20 protein-coding genes are annotated in these 17476 nt (G+C 57.1%); 5 read left to right on the plus strand and 15 right to left on the minus strand.

Annotated features, from left to right (window positions below):
* Positions 1–63 precede the first annotated feature (63 nt).
* Both LPW11_RS05820 and brnA read left to right on the plus strand, forming a co-directional pair.
* Positions 64–306, plus strand: a complete 243-nt coding sequence (locus tag LPW11_RS05820) for a BrnT family toxin (RefSeq protein WP_230997188.1) — start codon at positions 64–66, stop codon at positions 304–306.
* Positions 296–520 (plus strand): type II toxin-antitoxin system BrnA family antitoxin, encoded by a 225-nt coding sequence (brnA, locus tag LPW11_RS05825; RefSeq protein WP_230997189.1) that lies wholly within the window; start codon positions 296–298, stop codon positions 518–520. The genes LPW11_RS05820 and brnA overlap by 11 nt, the downstream gene beginning before the upstream one ends.
* Before the next feature lie 185 nt (positions 521–705).
* Here brnA and LPW11_RS05830 read toward each other — a convergent pair whose 3' ends face one another.
* The 12 genes from LPW11_RS05830 to LPW11_RS05885 form a co-directional block, all read right to left on the minus strand.
* A complete protein-coding gene (locus LPW11_RS05830; RefSeq protein WP_230997190.1) occupies positions 706–945 on the minus strand; it encodes a hypothetical protein in 240 nt (79 codons plus the stop codon).
* 175 nt (positions 946–1120) lie between these two features.
* Positions 1121–1753: a hypothetical protein gene (locus LPW11_RS05835; protein ID WP_230997191.1), complete on the minus strand. Its 633-nt coding sequence runs from the start codon at positions 1751–1753 to the stop codon at positions 1121–1123.
* Between the two features lie 625 nt (positions 1754–2378).
* On the minus strand, positions 2379–4076 hold the full coding sequence (locus LPW11_RS05840; RefSeq protein WP_230997192.1) for an Ig-like domain-containing protein: 1698 nt from the start codon (positions 4074–4076) through the stop codon (positions 2379–2381).
* A gap of 236 nt (positions 4077–4312) precedes the next feature.
* Positions 4313–5110, minus strand: coding sequence for a hypothetical protein (locus LPW11_RS05845; protein WP_230997193.1), 798 nt, complete (start codon positions 5108–5110; stop codon positions 4313–4315).
* A 115-nt stretch (positions 5111–5225) separates the two neighbouring features.
* On the minus strand, positions 5226–6218 hold the full coding sequence (locus LPW11_RS05850; RefSeq protein ID WP_230997194.1) for a hypothetical protein: 993 nt from the start codon (positions 6216–6218) through the stop codon (positions 5226–5228).
* Positions 6219–6235: 17 nt separating this feature from the next.
* A complete protein-coding gene (locus LPW11_RS05855) occupies positions 6236–7216 on the minus strand; it encodes a hypothetical protein (protein ID WP_230997195.1) in 981 nt (326 codons plus the stop codon).
* A gap of 104 nt (positions 7217–7320) precedes the next feature.
* Positions 7321–8454: a tetratricopeptide repeat protein gene (locus LPW11_RS05860; protein WP_230997196.1), complete on the minus strand. Its 1134-nt coding sequence runs from the start codon at positions 8452–8454 to the stop codon at positions 7321–7323.
* 137 nt (positions 8455–8591) lie between these two features.
* A complete protein-coding gene (locus LPW11_RS05865; RefSeq protein ID WP_230997197.1) occupies positions 8592–9401 on the minus strand; it encodes a DUF4384 domain-containing protein in 810 nt (269 codons plus the stop codon).
* Between the two features lie 114 nt (positions 9402–9515).
* Positions 9516–10454: a hypothetical protein gene (locus LPW11_RS05870; protein ID WP_230997198.1), complete on the minus strand. Its 939-nt coding sequence runs from the start codon at positions 10452–10454 to the stop codon at positions 9516–9518.
* Between the two features lie 188 nt (positions 10455–10642).
* Positions 10643–11842: a caspase family protein gene (locus tag LPW11_RS05875; RefSeq protein ID WP_230997199.1), complete on the minus strand. Its 1200-nt coding sequence runs from the start codon at positions 11840–11842 to the stop codon at positions 10643–10645.
* Between the two features lie 63 nt (positions 11843–11905).
* Positions 11906–12280 carry a hypothetical protein gene (locus LPW11_RS05880; RefSeq protein WP_230997200.1) on the minus strand — a complete coding sequence of 125 codons (375 nt, stop codon included), beginning with the start codon at positions 12278–12280 and terminating at the stop codon, positions 11906–11908.
* 19 nt (positions 12281–12299) lie between these two features.
* On the minus strand, positions 12300–12665 hold the full coding sequence (locus LPW11_RS05885) for a hypothetical protein (protein WP_230997201.1): 366 nt from the start codon (positions 12663–12665) through the stop codon (positions 12300–12302).
* A gap of 615 nt (positions 12666–13280) precedes the next feature.
* Between LPW11_RS05885 and LPW11_RS05890 the strand changes: the two genes are divergently transcribed.
* From LPW11_RS05890 to LPW11_RS05900, 3 genes are all read left to right on the plus strand, one after another.
* Positions 13281–13982 (plus strand): nucleotidyltransferase, encoded by a 702-nt coding sequence (locus LPW11_RS05890; RefSeq protein ID WP_230997202.1) that lies wholly within the window; start codon positions 13281–13283, stop codon positions 13980–13982.
* On the plus strand, positions 13979–14755 hold the full coding sequence (locus LPW11_RS05895) for a sugar phosphate isomerase/epimerase family protein (RefSeq protein ID WP_230997203.1): 777 nt from the start codon (positions 13979–13981) through the stop codon (positions 14753–14755). The genes LPW11_RS05890 and LPW11_RS05895 overlap by 4 nt, the downstream gene beginning before the upstream one ends.
* A 113-nt stretch (positions 14756–14868) precedes the next feature.
* On the plus strand, positions 14869–15648 hold the full coding sequence (locus tag LPW11_RS05900; protein WP_230997204.1) for a tetratricopeptide repeat protein: 780 nt from the start codon (positions 14869–14871) through the stop codon (positions 15646–15648).
* Positions 15649–15740: 92 nt separating this feature from the next.
* Here LPW11_RS05900 and LPW11_RS05905 read toward each other — a convergent pair whose 3' ends face one another.
* From LPW11_RS05905 to LPW11_RS05915, 3 genes are read right to left on the minus strand one after another with little or no spacing between them, the layout of a single operon-like run.
* Positions 15741–16748, minus strand: coding sequence for an archaeosortase/exosortase family protein (locus tag LPW11_RS05905; protein WP_230997205.1), 1008 nt, complete (start codon positions 16746–16748; stop codon positions 15741–15743).
* A 4-nt stretch (positions 16749–16752) separates the two neighbouring features.
* Positions 16753–16953 carry a hypothetical protein gene (locus LPW11_RS05910; RefSeq protein ID WP_230997206.1) on the minus strand — a complete coding sequence of 67 codons (201 nt, stop codon included), beginning with the start codon at positions 16951–16953 and terminating at the stop codon, positions 16753–16755.
* Positions 16954–16962: 9 nt separating this feature from the next.
* The gene (locus LPW11_RS05915) at positions 16963–17475 is read right to left on the minus strand and encodes a hypothetical protein (RefSeq protein ID WP_230997207.1); all 513 of its coding nucleotides are present in this window, start codon (positions 17473–17475) and stop codon (positions 16963–16965) included.
* Position 17476: the final 1 nt, after the last annotated feature.

The raw sequence follows: 17476 nt of genomic DNA on the forward strand, positions 1-17476 counted from the left end.
CTCCGCCGTTGACATCCGTATATAATCGGTATAAAAATTATACCCATGAAGTATGAGTTTGACTTGTCCAAGAGCGCCGGGAACAAGCAAAAGCACGGCATCGATTTCGACGAAGCCCAAAGTCTCTGGGATGACCCGGATCTGCTTGAGGTCCCTGTTGTAACCACCGATGGACCTCGTTTTCTTGTGGTCGGCAGGATTTCGGGAAAGCACTGGTCTGGCATCATTACGTACCGCGGCGATGCCATCAGAATCATCTCGGTCCGGCGCTCCCGCAAGGAGGAAATTGCACTATATGAAAGCTGATGACATAGACAAGACTTTCGACGAAGGTGGCGATATCTCTGCACATCTCGATGTGACGAAGGCGAGAAGGCCGGAACAGGAACAAAAGCGGGTCAATGTTGACTTTCCCCTCTGGATGATCCAGCAACTTGACAAGGAATCACGGCGCCTGGGTGTCCCGCGGCAGGCCATCATCAAGGTATGGGTGGCGGAACGCCTGGAGAAAGCCGGGTAACAGTCCCGGACGGGGACAATCGACAGGGACAGGCATTGGCAACGTTGTTCTGGCAATCGAGTATGTGTAGTTGCGCCATCTTGTAAAAGGGCACCTTGTCGAAGAAGCGGGGAATTTATAACTGCAGGCTCCTTTTCGCGCAGGCTACTGCCCCACTACAATCCTGATAAATGCTGTTGAACCAACTATTCCACCATCCCTCGTATCCGGTAGACGAACTCTCCTGCGAGCACATCCTCCCACTGCCAGTCCTGAGCGGTGGAACGGGTGTCGTCGGGGCTCCCTACCCGCTTTCCTGGGGTAAGGAACCAATTTACTATCGCCTCTCCGCTGTGCCGCAGCACTAACCAGTGTTTCCCCGGTGCCAGTACCGGAGGATCCGGCCATCTGAAATCGATCCAGGAGTAGTCGGGCCGCTGGTTCACGTCTTCCAGCCGAACCGGAAGAGAGCGGAATCCGTCGAGACCCGGCCGCCCGCCATGATCACGGACTCGAGGTAGATCGCCCCGTACATTGGGGGACGTGGGTAACGAAAGGCGCATATGTGAAAAATATCAACGACGTCCCGCATGCGACACTGTTCCGCGAATAATCACGCGCTCAAGTGACATCTTCAGACGCAGGGCCCCCAGATGGAGCTTCTTCTTTCTCTACAGGTTTTTTTGGCTTCTTTGCTTTTTTTATTTTCTTTGCTTTCTTCTCTGGCTTTTTTGTGTCGTGAGACTGCGAACGCTGTGTACCGGCATCACCTGACACTTCCAACTGTTCGGTGGTCCCGCCTGACGGTGTACTGGCGTCTGCTGTTGCTATGTTTGGGTCCCCAGATGGAGGGGCCTCTTCTTTCTTGGCAGCTTTCTTTGCCTTTTTTGCCTTTTTTGCGGCTTTTTTTACAAGAGTCATGGAACAATTGTTATTAAAATCAATGTCGGTCACCCACTGCTTTTGAGCTTCACAGTAGTAACGAAGTTCGTATTCCTTGCATACATCGCGAAATTCCGTTCCGCAGACCTCTCTCTGCTCACGGTCTTGACACTCCTTTGTGCATATCCTTCTTCCACCATCATTGACGCATGTCGTTGACCATGAAAGACACTCGCCATCAACATAATGGCATGCAGTGTATGGCTGAGACTCGGAATTAACACATACATTTTTTGTATCTCCGTTATGGGCGCACCCACCAATAACGATAAACAAAGAAAAATAAATAACTACTGTGATATGTTTTTTCACGCCATCCTCTCGATTATCGGGGTACATGACTGAACTTACAAATTTGCAGTTATTAACAGTATGTGCCTCATGCCGAGGGAGCAGTTCTTAGAGCCTGTCCCCAAAGCTATCACTTACAAAGACTGTATGTAACCGTCACTCAGTCAGGTCAAAGTCGTGCCCTAGCCTCCTAGTCGTTGTACAAACCAGTGCAAGTTTCAATAACTAAGGAGGCCGGCATATCCCAGTTGGGAATATGCCGGCTCCATCGGTGACAATAAAGGCTTCTCAGTCTCGGCTGGGTTCAGATTTGTCACATTTCAAGGTGCGCCCTCAGGGTTGCCCGACCCAGAGTTGCCCCCGACCCCATTCCGCGGCGACTCCACCACCATGGATACAAGTTTCGCTACCAGGCCTGCTCCACTTGGAGGTTGTTTTGGCGGTAAATGTCAAAATACCAGGTTGAGCGACTCTATATGAATTTGCTGCTATTGTCTTTCCTGCCAGTGCAGCACTGAATACTGCAAAGAGCAGCCGCAATGGTAGGATAGGCCTCATTTTAGTAACATGCATTCTGTTTATGCTGCCTTTAGTACGTGAGTATCAACACCAACTGGCTCAACGATTTTTCAGCAACAAATTGAGACTATTTGAGGACATAGACCATTTCGGCTACTGGACGACCTGTTCCGTAGCTCCCGCCATCTACTTTCATTTGGCTCGCTGTCCCCCCATCCATTGTGATGCCATCGACGAACCTATAGCCCTTGTCTTTGCTGTATTTATTTATTGCAATTCTGAAGGTATCTGCTGTGCATCCCGTATCAGTTCCTATGAGCCATACCTTTAATTCCCCCGAATCTGAACCATAGACCATTGCTCCGCGATAAATCGGACGTCCGTCTCGGTAATGTGAAACATCAAAATATGGGATAGAACGCCTAGACGTTTTCCACCCGGAATCGTTATTAAGATGCAGTTGGTTGCCACTGTGTGCCCACCAATTCGTGGTTCCCTTGGAAACTCCAATCGTTTTGCTCGAATAGTATTGGTTTATAAACAACTTGCTCTTTATATTCGGATCGTAAACCAATGTGTCTAGCGGCTTCCCTATACCACCAGTACCACCATAACGAGCAGGCATGACACTTTTTCCGTTCATTATAGCAATGGAGTACAAATAGAATTCTGGAACGTCGTTTTCATCATCGGAAAAGTAACCTCCGTTAATCCCGAGGCTAGCCTGTCTAGGAACCGTACCGCCTAGCAAGGGCTTAAAAGAAATGTTACTGGGATCAGCCATGACTACATACAGGTGCACTTTCTCAGATGGGAGATCCACTTGTACGATTTCGCTTTTTGTCGATGATTTCGAGGGGTAACCAACCGCAGGGTTAACGGTAACGCTGCCCCCTTTCGTGCTGCCGTTCTTACCGCTCTCATCGTAGGCGGTGACCACGAACCGGCGGCTGCCGGCTTGGTTGATCGGGCCGCTCCAGTTCCAGTTCGTACCGCTGCCGTTCATGTTCAGGTTGACCCCGGCGTCCGGGAAGCTAAGGACCACCCGCGAGGCGGCGCGGTCAGTACTCGCACTAAAGGCCACAGGCTGCCACGCTGTTATGCTGGCAGGGTTGACGTTTACACTACTAACATTGGGTGGAATTTCGGATACTGTCACGGTGCAGTGGTCATATTTTGCCCTGTTCGCTGCGCTAACAACAGAGATTACCGCCGTTCCCTGGGCAACCGCCTTCACATTGCCGTTCCCGTCCACCTTCGCAACAGCTTTATTATTCGAATCCCAGGTCAGCCGCTTGTCCGTTGCGTTAGACGGCGATACGCCTGCGGTCAGGCTTGCCGTATCACCCACGGCCATAGTGATGCTTTTTTTGCTGACGCTCACCCCGCGTACAGGAATGTCGGACGTTGGCATCGGGGTCGGTTTAGAAGAGGGAGATGAGGGAGATGGCATGGTGAACTTGGTCACACTACCGTAACCGGTCCCTGCAGAATTCACTGCGTAAAACTTGTAAGAGTAAGTTGAGCCAGGGGTCAGACCAGTCAGGTTATAAGTATACGATGTACCTTTCAGTCCATTACTGCCAACGACCTTCTTGGTGGATAGATTGGAGCCGCTCCCCCAGAAAAAGCCGTACTCGGTAATGTTAGCTCCCCCGTTCGCAGTAATCACGCCACTGAGGGTAGCGGTTGTCTGCCCTATACCGGTGGCGGAATTGGTTTGAGCTGTTGGCGGAGTCACTGCCGCGGTGGCTAAAGACGAAAAAAGTAAAATCAGATAGGCTAAAGCTTTTGTTGCAATCTTTAAGAAACTCTTTCCATACATAGAACTCCCCTCCATTCGATTGGAATAACATTCAGACACATTTATTTTTTACCCCTACTGGCAGTGCACCAGACACTCTGGATTACAGCCCTGCGCCAGCGGCAGCCTTCTCCGCATTTCTCCTCATCCCTGGTGATTACCTGACGGGCACCACCGGAAATTTCTTCAAAAAAGATCGCCGCAGAGCAAACAGCAGGCGATACGTGCGCGCCCGCCCTGAACAGCTGCCCAGGTGACTACCGTGCCCCGCCCATGGCGATCCCTACCCGGGCCTGTCTGAACGGCGCGTCGTTCTTGCTTTCGTTGACGAGATTCATGAGGTAGGCGTCCGGCTTTGACACCGTCACGCGGTTCTTGCCGTCGACCGCCAGCGCTGCCAAGACGATCGTACCGCTGCCGTACTTCTCCTTCGCCTCCCCCTCGCGCAGGAATATCTCCGCCGTTCCCCGGTCCCGCCTGACCACAGGGTCGACCCGGTCGGGCGCATAGACGGCGCACGTTTCACCACCTTGCCCCTCAAAGACGATGGAGATATCCCTGGTCTCGCTGTTGATCGGCCTGCCGCTCACGTTCACGAGAAAGAACGGCATCTCGCCAGCCGCGGCGGGGACCTTTGCCAGCGCCTCGCGCGAGGACTCCAGATCGGGAGTGAGATCGCACGATGCGGGGCGCGCCCTTTTCCCTCCGCTTCTCTTGGCTGGCAGGACACTCGCCAGCGCACTCTCGGACCGGCAACTCCCCCCCTCGCTGTAGAGGCACACCCTCATCTCCACGGTCGCCGCAACGTAGCCTTGCTCCTTCGAGACTCGGGCCTCTCCGGACTGAAAGGCGTTGCGCAGCACCCCCTGCACTCTGATCGACGCTTCCGTCCGCTCCTCCATCAACTCCCCCACCGACGTCTGCCTGTCGACCCGCACCTCCTTGATGGCCCCCAGGAGATCGGCCTGGGCGACGACTTTTGCAGCATCGACAGCGTTGTCGACGTCCATCGGCGTTCCGGTATCCTTGGCATATCCGGTGGCAGTGGCGCTCACGTAGCCGCCGACCCAATCTACCTTTGTCAGCGGCTGCGCGGCAGCGGCACGATTGGGGGACAGTGGGAGCAGGGCCACACTACAAAGAAGGAGTAAGTATCGTGCTGGCTTCACCTCACCCCCCCGTGCTGCTTTTGTGCTCTGTTCCATCATCCGGTGGGTCCGAGTCTGAAGTGGTTTTAGGCGAGCTTTTGTCAGCCGAAGGGGCGGTCTGCGCCACCTCGACGCCAAATTCCTTCACCTTCTCTGCAGATTTGCGGCCGTCACCGTCCAGAGCCACCACCGATACCTTGTACATGCCGTTGCCAAGTGAGATCGGATTCGACGTTTTGGTGCATTCCTTTTGGTCCGCGCATTCCACGCTCTCTTCGTGAACGATCTGCCCTTGGGGATTCCTTACCTCGATGACGATCCCTGCCACACCCTTGTCATCTTGAGCGCTGACCGCGAACGCGGTGCGGTTATCGGCGTACCTCTTAACCACCAACTCCTTGACCCACGGCTTTGCGCTGATCTGCTCCAACACGTTCTGCGCCACTTGCGCCGCGGCGTTCGACAGTTTGCCGACGTCCACCGTGACTCCTCCCGAGGTAGTCGTCTTTTGATCCTGTGACTGAGACAGATTTCCCCCCCTCGCAGTGCGAGTCTCCTCGAACCGCCTGATGGTGTCCTTCACCATGGCGCTTCGCTGGTTCACCTCGTCCACCAGTTGGATCGCGTAGCTGATCGCATACTGATACGGTGTGACGGAATTCTGGGCGATTTCGGTGCTGCGCTCCTGGGTCGGGGTGGAAGTCTGCTGGTTCATGTAAAAGGAGCGGCCGCTGTACAGGTTTTCGGGGTTGAAGGGGACGACCAGGTCCATCGTCCCGGAATACCCGGCGTCGTTCCTGTCGTTGTCGATCTCCGCGGTCACCACGACCTGCTCCTTGTCGGCGGACGCGATTATCTTTGTTACCGGCTCATCCGACTGCCACGAGATGTTCAACCGGACTTCCTTCTCCAGGAGGTGAGCATCGTACTTGGTAATTACCGGAGGCCCCGCCTGGGCAAGGCCGGAGAGCGCGAGGAAGGTCCCCGCTACCGCTGAAATAACCACTATTTTCACGTTGCGTCCCTTGCCGGTCATTGCAGCCTGACCGTCTTGATTTTGAAAGTTTCCTGCGCGGCGGAAAGCTCAGCGCTGAATTCGACAGGCTCCAGCATCTCTGTTACGGTCCCCTTCTGCAGCGAGATCTTCAGGCGCGTGCGCTCGATCATGTCGTTCGCCGAGTTGATCCCGGTGGAGATGATCCCTTCATACTCGGAGCAGTCCTCGATCTCCGGATGGGCGGGAAACGCGATTTTGAGGGTCTTCCTATCCGCCCCCGTCTGCGCCACGGTGACTACCCACGCCGCATTGATCGCGTTTTTCTGGCTGGCCGCCCGCTTGCACGCCCACAGCAGGTTCTTCGGGAGGGACTTTCCCGACCCCGGCACGATCGACTCGAAGGACGCCGATGCCGTTATCGCCGCATCCTTCAGCACAGCCTTGGCATCCAGCCCGACGGGGACGGGCTCCGTCTGTTTCCTCGAGTAGCTATCGTCGTCCACAGTCTGTAGGAGATAGCCGACGACCAGCCCCTCGCCGCTTATGCCGTCGTTGGCGTCGTGCGAGACGTTGAGGTCAGCGGAGCCGGAGCCGATCGCCTTGCTCCCTCCCGCCTTTGTTTCGAGGGATAGATTCTTGTCCTTGCTCTGGTTGAACGACTCCAGGCGCAATGCTTCGCCCACGTAGGTGATTCCCGGCTTGAAGTCGATGTACCCCGGGGAGGCGGGCTTGATGATCTGGAGGCCACTCATCCTCACCTGGCTCGCCACGCTGGCATTGATGCCGGCGCTGGCGGAGGAGCCCTCGGTGCTGAGGACGGCGAGCCCGAGGGCGACCTTGTCCGCCGTCCCCTTGTCCAGTTGCTTTAGCGACTTCTCCATCACGATCTTGTCATCGCTCAACGATCCTTTCCCCGTCGCGTTGAACTGCCGCGACCACTCCGAGCCAATGTGGTGCTTCGCTGTAGGGAACTTCAACACGAAGTATTCTTCCCCGATCGTGCTGGAGACGTCCACACGGGCACACCCCACCAACGGAAGGAAGAAAAGGAAGGCTGACAGCAGTAATCGATTTTTTCTACTCCATCTCATGACTCTCTCCGTGGTCCGTACAAGTGCAGTCACTTGCATTCTCCTTCCTCTCTGGCCTTCTCCAAAGCCTCGCAACTCCCCACCTTGCATGCCGCCTGGAGATCTGCGCAAAACTTCTGCCGGTCACCGATCATCAGAAAAGCGAGCCCCCTGTATTTGTAGGCTTCAGCATCCTTCCCATTGGAAGTCAGGACCCGATCGAAATCCTCGATGGCACTGGCGTACGCTTCGGACTTCAACGCTGCGTATCCCCGGTTGAAGTACGAGTCTGCGTTTCCCGGATCGGCCTTTATGGCGGCATTGAATCTGTCAAGCGCTCGGTCATACTTGCCGAGCTCGGTGTAGGCGTTCCCCGAGTTGCATAGAGCGTCCGCATTGTGCGGGTCGAGTTTGATCGCCTGCTCGAAATCCTGAATCGCCCTTGCAGGCTCGCGCTGTGTGGCGTGCAGAATCCCCCTGTTGTTGAAGGAATCAGAAAAAGCCGGATCCATGGAGATCGCCTCGTTGAGAAGGGAGAGCGCCTCCTCCGGATCGCTGAACATGCCCCCTCCGAAAAGCGCCATTGCCTTCCGGTTCGCCTCGACAGCCTTCAGGCTCCTGGCAGCCTCGCGGAACTCGCGGGATGCCTCCTGCTCGCCGCCTTTTTCTTTTCCTGTTTCTGCCGCCCCCCCTGAAAGATGGCGGTAGCGCCCTTCTAGTTCATCAATCTTTGCCAGAAGTTCCCTCTCGCGCTGCTCCAGTCGTTCGGCCTTCTCCAGGGCGCTCCGTTCATCCAGGAACTTCTTGATCCGCCGCTCCAGATCGGCTGTGTCGACGCTGACTGTTGCCTCAATCTCCACACAGAATGTTTCTCCAGATATGCAGTTTTTCTGGGCGACGATCTCCGCCTGTAACACCGCCGCGGAGAGGGCGACGATCTGGTTGTGCGCCAGTTGCCGGTCCCTCACGACCTTGACGCTGTCGATGTAGGTTCCTGCCTTCTCCAGCACCTCGCGTTTGGCCTTTGCCAGTGCGGCGGCGCGTGCATCGTCGGGAGACTGGCTGCCGGCGAAGTTCTGCCTGACCACGTGTCGTACCGTGACCGGTTCGGCCGATGCCGCGGAGGCGCAAAGAGACAAGGCAAGAGCCGTCCAAAGAAGGGGGAAGAAGTTTCCAGATTTCATGTGGCACCTGTAGTCGGTCGTGTGGCTTTCTTCACTGCACCTGCATCATTTGACGGACAAACGCCCGTCATCCTCGGAAAAGGATCGGGGTCGTAAAGCGGCGGGACCCGGACCGTTTCCAACAAGCATTGTCACCGTCAATCGACGATGGTGTACGCAGCCACCGCATCCCCCCACTCGGCCGGGTCGAGTTGGTTCAGCCTGCGGGCAAGATCCCCTACCAGCGGGGTCGAGCTCGCGTCGTGGACCTGGAACATCCCCTCCTGGAAGCCGGTGAGAATGATCTCCTTCTTTTTGGTTGCCACCAGTTTTACCTTCTCCTGCACCGTCCCCTTTGAACCGGGGAGGCGCAGCGGCCGGAGACGGAGCGAAGACGCCTCGGGGGGGAAGACCATCCCTGCGTCTGCCTTGACAAAGTTGTCTTTCATCTCGGAGTTGGGGAAAAGGAGGGTGACCGAGTTGTCCGCGGCGATGGAAAAGAGGTAGACATAACAGTCCCTGTTGCTCTGATAGTAGATCTTTACCTCTTCCCCCTCCTTGAGGACCGACCTGTCCACCGAGAGCTTCAGGTCCAGCCCCTCACCTTCCTTCGGGAGGACCGGCCGCACCAGCGCCTTCAGTCGCACCCGGAAGAGGTTGGGATTTGCGCCGTCGCGCTCCTCGGAAATGATGCGGACGGTGTCGATCGTCCCCCGCACCCTGGCAAAGGTCAGCTCCTCGGCCAGTTGTGCATCGCTTACCAGTGTATGGGAGCGGAGGAAGGAGCCGACAGCCTCCTCCACCGCCTTTCGTTTTGCGTCGTTGCGTGCGCGATCCATCACCTCCTTCGGAGGGTCATATTCGCTCCCGATCGACTCCCCTACAGCCTCCACCCATACAGGCTCGGTGGCGGCGCGGGCCAGCGGCGGCAAGAGAAGCAGTGCGACCAAAAGAATCATCGTGTTCATATCACTCTCCAGTGGCTCCCCAAAGTAGGAGGGAAGCTTCAACGGGTTCTGGTCAAGAAAGGGAGGGAGGCCGGATGTTGCGAGCTGCTGAGCTATGGCCGCATGCCCTGAAGGCTATTTGAGAACAAAAGCAACCCTTGCCCCTGCAAAAAAGTCATTTTTCTGGTTTGCCGAGTACACCTTCACGGCATCCCCTTCAGCCAGCTGAAGGTCAGCGTTGTTGAGAGAACCGGTAGCTTTGACCACCAGTGGATTCTTCACCCCCCTCCCCGAGAGGGCCTCTTTTGCCTTTTCCACACTGCTTGTGTACTCACCGCAGCCCTGGTCGACGAGTATTTTCTGGCTCACCTTGGAGGGGTCATACAGCAGCTCACCCTTTGAGCTGAAGATGCGGTTTATGAGGGCTGGTTTGAAGTTCTGCTCAGTAGCATCGACGACCAACCCGTCGTAAAGCTCCGGCAGATTCTCCGCCTTGTGCCTGTATCTGAGCGCGGGCTTGTCGTTCAACTCCGTAAGCTTCTTCTTTAGTTGCGGGTCCCTGAAAATTTTTTCGTAGATGGAGGTAGCGAACCCTTTCGGGCCATGCATGCCGAGCTTCACTATGGCAACGGCCATGTCCTTCTCAGGGCTGTATTCCTTGTAGACGACCTGTGCCCCCTTGACGGTTCCGGCTACAGCGGAGCGCACCACATCGTACTGCTGCATGCTGTCCTTGACGAGAGTGTCCCCCACGACGGCAAAGCCGTTGAGATATTCCAGTACCGAGCGCTGCGCCATGACCTCGGCGGTTCTCTTGGCACCGAGCTCCCTTTGCGCCGGGGTGCGCGCCTCCGGGTTGCCAACTGCTTCACCGTAAAAAAGGATGGCGTCCTGTTCAAATGGCATCGCGTAGTCCTGTCCCGACGGTCCCCCGGTGAGGGCGAGACTCTGCTGGTCAAGCCACGTCCTCGCCTTGGTGAACGTCTCGTCCAACTGCACAGAAGCGCCACTATCGGCCACGGCGCCTTGCACCATTGCCGCGATCAGGACGGCCGCCAAAACTACCCTCTTCATAAATCCCCTCCCACATGTGAAAAAAGAATTTCAGACGACCCACACTGTCAGAAGGCGCTGATCAGCGCCTCCAGGTCCACCTTAGTCGATGGTGTCGTGGCTTTTGATCTCATGCTCCAGCTTCCGGATCAGACGCGCCAGGGCGAGCTGTTCCCGTGGAATCATTTCTTCTACCACCCGGCTTGCTCTCACATGAGGCTCAGCTTCTTCACCGAACCGTCAGAGTAGATCAACTGGGGGGTCTGCTCCACGTTGTTCTGCTTGCGGGCGAGATCCATCACGTTCGGCTGGATATCCTTGAAGAGGGCCTGAAGCTCGCACGGTTTCCTCCCCTTCTGCGCAGACTCCTTTATTGACTTCAGGAAGAAATAGGTAAAGAGCCCGTGCGCCTTCTCCTTGTAAGTGGAGCTGACCTGGTTTGTCGAGGTAGCCGTCATGACTGCAACGTTCTTCCCAAGCTGCGCTTCCTTCTCCGAAGTGAGCACCAGAGGCCGCGTTCCCTTGGGGATGACCGACCTCCCGCCATAACCGGAAAAACAGGAATCAAGCGCCACCACCACGCTTTTGGCCTTCAACGCGCTCAGTTGCCCGTACAGCTTCTTCAACGGGTATCCGGTTTCCTCGATAAAGGCGGGGTCGGCGTCATACGGGACCAGAAAGGAAGTGCCGTCCTTCGTGTTGGGGGCGCCGTGACCGGAATAGTAGACAAGTACCTCCGACTTCGGCGTCACGTTATTGCTGAGCCACCGGCCAAAGTACTTCTCGAAATCGCTCTTGGTGGCTTTGTCGTTGGTAAGAAGCACCACGTTCTTCGCCGGGTACCCCATGACCCTGGTGGCGTAGTTGTACACGGCTGTCGCGTCGTTGGCGGCGTAGTCGGCAGGGGGAAGGTCGCTGCGGTACTTTTCGACCCCGACGATGATGGCGAACTTGCTGGCCGTCGGACGGATCCCCTTTGCCGGAAGCTCGTCCACGTCGGAGCTAGCCACCTCCTGCACCCTGTCATCCTGTACCCGGAAACCGGGCCTCTCCTCTCCCATCATGTACGTGAAGCTCAGCAGATACCCCTTGCGGTAGGGGGGCTGGATGAACTCCTCCTTCGCCAGGTACCCTTCCGGCACGGCCCTTATGGTGTGCTCCTTCCGGTCGTTCACCAGCACCTTCACCCGCCTGCCGGTGGCTACGGACTTGCCGTCCACAAAGAAGGTGGTGCGCTCGATATTCGACTGGAGCACAATCATCTGGTTTGCGTCGTCCGACGCCTTCGGGTACAGCTCCTGATCGTTGCTGAAATCGAGATCGATAGGACCGATGGAGATCTCCTTCGGATAGGAGGCGCAGCCAGCGAACATAACCAGACAAAGGAGAAGACTGAGTAGCCTCATCATGATCACCCCCCAAAAGAGGCAGGGGGGAATATCTCCCCCCCATCCCGTAGAAGGAACAGCATGCTAGCGCATCGCCTTCAGGTCTTTTTTGCCGATGGTCATCTTGGCGGCGGTACCCTCGAGCTCGATGGTGGACCACCAGTAGAGCGGGACCAGCGGGAAGGTCGTGGTGGTATCCGCCTTGTAATTGACCAGCATGTCTGCACCGGGATACTTCTTGAGAGCCTCCGCGTACAGAGCGTCAATCTCTTCCTTGCTCCAGTCCGGAGGGATGATGGCAGCCGTCTTTGTCTTGGAGATCTTGGTGCTTCCCAATGCCTTGATGTTGCTGTTGGGGTAGGCAAATCGGGACTTGTCGACGAAGTTGCCGCTTTTGAGCGTGCAACCGGAAAAGGAGGCGACGGCCACTATAGCTGCTGCTACTTTGAAAACTTTCATTGTTCCTCCCGTACGTTATCTACTTGAGCTTTTGCAGGCCTATTTCCTGCTTGGCCACAGTTCCTTCAACGCTGTACTTCACACAGTTGATGTTGAGATAGAGAAGGGGAATGGTCCAGTCGGTCCTGAATTCTGCGAAATCTATGAGAAGGGCCCCCCTGCGGGAGGCGACTGCCTGGGAAATGGCTTCTTCCTGCATGGCAGAAGAGATCAGTGCCGGCAGCATGACGGTGCACTTGGTGGCAGAGCCGGTGCCTGGACCGATCGGGGTGACATTGGCGTTGGGATAGCCGATGTGGGAACTGGCCTTGTAACCGGTGAACTGGGTGCATCCGGTGACTGCAATGAAAACTGCTGCCGCTGCACAGAAACCTTTTACCTTCATACATCCTCCTCCTTTACAAACTTCAAATAGACGACAAAGACACGGGAGATCTCTGAAACCGCGGCAGGTGCGTGAGCCACCAAAAATCACATTGTACGAGCTGCCCGCTTCTTCTTTCTTCTGAACCACAAAGAAAAACGCCCAATCCGAAATCGAAATGGGCGCTCGTATGCCAGCTACAGCTCGTGCTCAACCTTCTTCGGGACCAGTCATCCGCAAGATGCGGATCACTTACTCAGCGCTCCTGATTTCCTGAGGGCTGCTATCCTTATCAGGAGAAATTAAACATTATAGTACAGACACTTTTGCAAGTCCTTCACCTGCCTAAGCCACTGTATACGCACATCTGGGTCGCAAATAGCCGGCAACTAATGAGATGTAATTGGTATGCAACCTATCACTTTTCATTATTATGGTCTACAAAAAATGCTAATGCGATTACGATTCATCGACGTATCGATGTTGAAGTAACTCCGAGACCGGGGTTCACCATCAATCAGGAATGCCCAAGGCTGCAGGTGATTCGTCGATCTCCTAAATGCTATAATTACCGTATTAACAAAAGGGAGTGAGCCTTTGCAAACACCACCAAGCGCTGAAAAAGCTTCTGAAATAATGACCGACCTCATACCACCGGAGCAGTGGACGGTTTACTCGGAGTTCCTCACCGAAATCATGGAGCGCCGCATACCCTTTGCCGTCGGCGGGGGGCTGGCGATCTCCGCCTATACCGGTTGCGTCCGCAACACGAAGGACATGGATATTTTCGTGTTGGAGAAAGACAGCGAGGAAGTAGTCGACATAACGAGGCGCCTTCGCTTCGACGAGTTTACCGAGGTGCCGTACGACCGCACCTGGAGCTACCGCAGTTCCCGCGACGGCTACATCATGGACTTCCTGTGGAAGATGCTGAACGAAAGAGCTCCCGTTACCGAAGATTGGCTGACCAGGGGATGGGAGCTGCAGGTTCGCGGCGTACCGCTCAGGCTCCTTCCGGTGGAAGAACTCATCTGGTCAAAGCTCTATATCCTCAGAATCGATCGTGCCGATTGGCCGGACATTCTCAGCCTCCTCTACGCCCGGGGCGTGGAGCTCGACTGGGAACACATGCTCTCGAACCTCGGAGATGACGCCATGGTGTTGGGGGGCGTCGTGAACTTGCTGCGCTGGCTCTGCCCGGGCCTCGCCTGCCGCTTTCCTGAGTCGATCTGGGCTCCCATGGGACTCCTTCCTCCCCCCTTCTCGGATGCAGAGGTTCACCATGAGAGAGTGGCCCTGTTCAAGAGCGCGCACCTTTTTGCCGGAGACCTGCCGTGATAATCGGGGCCATGAATCATCCTGGACGCAATACCGTTGAAGAGATCCACCACTTCGCCCGCCTGGGGCTCGACTTCATCGACCTGACACTGGAGCCGCCCGAGGCTGGCTGGTGGCAATGCGACCCGCAGGCGATCAAAAGGGCGCTCGCCGAGACAGGGATGGGAATCGTCGGGCACACAGCCTACTATCTCCCTATCGCCCACCCCTTCGAGGACGTGCGGCGGGGAGCGGTCGAGGCATTTCGCCGCTCCATCGCAGCCTTCGCAGAGATCGGGGCAAAGGTCATGAACATCCATCCGGACGCTCACGCGCCGATGCACGACCGGGCCTTCGTGATCGCGCAGAACTTAAGGAGCCTCGGGGAAATTTTGCAGGCAGCAGAAGGGGCCGGCGTGAAGGTGATGGTCGAAAACCTCCCCCGCAACTTCAACACCGCTGCGCAACTCGGCGAACTCCTCGATCCACTTCCACAACTCGGGCTGCACCTCGACCTCGGGCACACTGAACTCTCCGTTCAGACAAGCAGCGCCGACGAAATCCTGGCACGTTTCGGCCCGCGCATCATGCACGTCCATCTCCATGACAACAAAGGTGGCGATGCAGACCTCCATCTCCCGTTGGGCGCCGGTGTCATCGATATTCCAAAGCGTCTGGCATCCTTGAAGAAAACCGGCTACGACGGCACCATCACCCTCGAAGTCTTCACCCCCGATCCCGGCTATCTGAAATACAGCGCCGCGAGGCTCCGCGAAATGTGGGCCGAAGCCTAGCCACCCCTCCCATCCCCGGAGATATCCCTAAAGAAACCGATGCGAACGCCGATAGATGCCACAGGTAACACCGCGATTTACCGACGCTATCCTCTGGGCTTATCGAGAGTTCGATGTCTCCGCAAAAGATTGTCCCGTCCCCGTGCAGTTTTAGTTCGGCCTCTACCTGCCGCCCATGGCTCCGTTTATCCCACTTCCTGCACCTCGCTCTCATCGGCAGCGCCTTCTTCCTTGGCGCCTGCGCCGGTCCGGGCCTCACCTCCTACCGCAAAGGTGACTACCCGAAGGCGCTGCGCGAGTTTCAGAAGGATCCCTCCCCGAAAGGGGATTTCGCCGTGGGGGTCATGCAGTTCAAGGGGGAAGGCACCGACCGGGCTCCTGAAGAGGCTGCCCTCTCCTTCCAGCGCGCCGCCGAGCGGGGACATGCCGGCGCCCAGTACAACCTCGGGGTTCTCTACCTCAGGGGAGAAGGGGTCCAGCGCGACCGCGAGGAGTCCGCGCGCTGGTTCCGGGAGGCGGCGGAGCGCGGAGACGTGAAGGCGCAGGTGAACCTGGGGCTTCAGTATGCCATGGGAGACGGCGTGGAGAAGGACCTCGGTGAAGCGGTGCACTGGTTTACCAAGGCGGCGAAGCGGGGATACCCAAAGGCGCAGATCTGCCTCGGCAAGCTGTACGCCTACGGCGCGGGAGTCGCCAGGGACCGCAACATGGCGGCGTACTGGTTCCGGCGTGCCGCGGAGCAGGGCTCCCTCCAGGGGCAATTGTTTCTGGGGGTAATGTATGCGGAGGGCGAAGGGGTCGAAAAGGACAGGGAAGCGGCGGCCTCCTGGTTCAGGAAGGCGCAGGAGCAGGGATCGCTGCAGGCGAAATGGTACCTCGATCATCTGGAGTAAGCTCTGGCACCCTTCCCTGCCGTTGGACTTGCAGGCCGGATGAGCCGCAGGCGTTACTGGCGGTCCACCCGGCGCTGCCGGAAACGCTGCGCCTATTCCGGCCTACATCCACACAGCTCCTTGTTCCTCTGTGCGCCGCCGATCACCCACCAGAGAGCGAATGGCAGGGCCAGAAGAAGCCCTTTCTCGACAAAAAGAAAGAGCGCAAGGGCTGCTTCGCCGTGCACGATCCTGACTGAAAGGGAGTTGGCGATGAAGACGGCGTTCAGCACGAAGGCTCCGGCAAGGGCAAGGAGCGTCACCGCCGCGGTCTTCCAGTCCCCCCGCCGTTGCAGCGGAAGAGCGAGACCGGCAAAGACGGCGAGGTTCAGATACTCGATGGTGAACATGACGTCGTACGTCGTCCCCGCATAGGTGCTCCGCATCGTTTGCCCCGCCCAGGTCACGCCGACGCCGGGGTCGCAGAGGAAGACCTTCAGGAAGAGAGAGCTCAACAGCGCGAGAGAGTCCCCGTACTCCCGCACCCCCAGCCTCAAAAGGGCATAGAAGAAGGAGGAGGCGAGCAGCACCACCAATATCCTTTGAAGGGCGCCTCTGGTGATAGAGAGGGAGCGATCGACCCACAGCTTCCAGAGGGCGAAGATCAGGAGGGCGAAGAGAGCGACCCAGAGGTACTCATGGACCAGCTCGAAGACCGTCCATGAGATGGAGCCGCACACTCCGGTCACCAGGAGACGGAAGGCGTTTGCCAGCACGATAACCGGGACGACCGCGGCCACCCCCTGCAGCCGGTAGCGGATCGTGTGGCGCGCATAGCAGAGAATCGCCGCAGAGATGATGATGACGTAGTTGATGGCGGTGCATTCGTTGGCGATGCGCATGGCAAAGCCGTTGACCGACAGAATGTCCCGGCTCGTGGTCACCGAGAGCCCGAAGAGAGCGCCCCCCAGCGCTGCGACGCGCATGACGAGCTGGCGCCACCCTTCCACGACGGCGACCGGCAGATACGCTGCAAGCCCGACAGAGACACCTACGGCGAGCACGAAAAGAAGCCCCAGTTCCGGCTTCCCCTTTTCTTCCTGATGATTCGAAGTTTTCATCGAGCTACCTGCGCGATCTCCACATCCCGTACATGGCTATGCCTGCTGCCACAGCGAGGGCGGCTTCCGGACCTCCAAGCGGGGTTGACGGTGTGCTGGTAACCGGCGGCATGGGGGGTCCTCCCCAGGCCGCTGCGGTAATGGTTACATAGGCAACTACGGCAACGGTAACAGCCTGTGCAACGCGGCTTCTTTTGGTGTGCATGCCGTCCTCCTACGGTTGTTCCACGACTAAGGTAAATTCCGATTTCGCTCCCGGCCCCGGGGCAGGGAGAAGATACCTTTCCTGCGCCACATTCCTTTCCTTTTTTCTCGCCCTGTCCTTTAGCGTCACTCTCATCCCCTTCGGCAGCGAGCTTCTGTCCTCTTGAAGCTCCACCGTCAGGGGGGTCCCCTTCGGCAGACTCGATGAGACCGACACGGCCCACTCCTGCCGCCTGGCAACGGAGCGCACGTCTCCGCGGAACTCCTTCATGGCCATATTCCACTCCGGATGAACGATCAGCGCGCTGATGTACGGCTGCCCCATGTCGGCGTTCAGATTTCCCGGCGAGATGGTGTCGTAGGCGTTGTCAAAGCCGTCGGAGGCGCGGCTGTCCTCCCCTATGAGGACATAGTCGTACACGCTCCCGCTGGAGACGCGGATCGCGGCGGCCATCGGCTCATAGGCCATGGCCGCCGCGGTGGTGAGGCAGAGAACTGCTGTAGTTATCACGAAAATGCGCACT

Origin of the sequence: Geomonas sp. RF6 (assembly GCF_021044625.1) — a bacterium.
GTDB lineage: Bacteria > Desulfobacterota > Desulfuromonadia > Geobacterales > Geobacteraceae > RF6.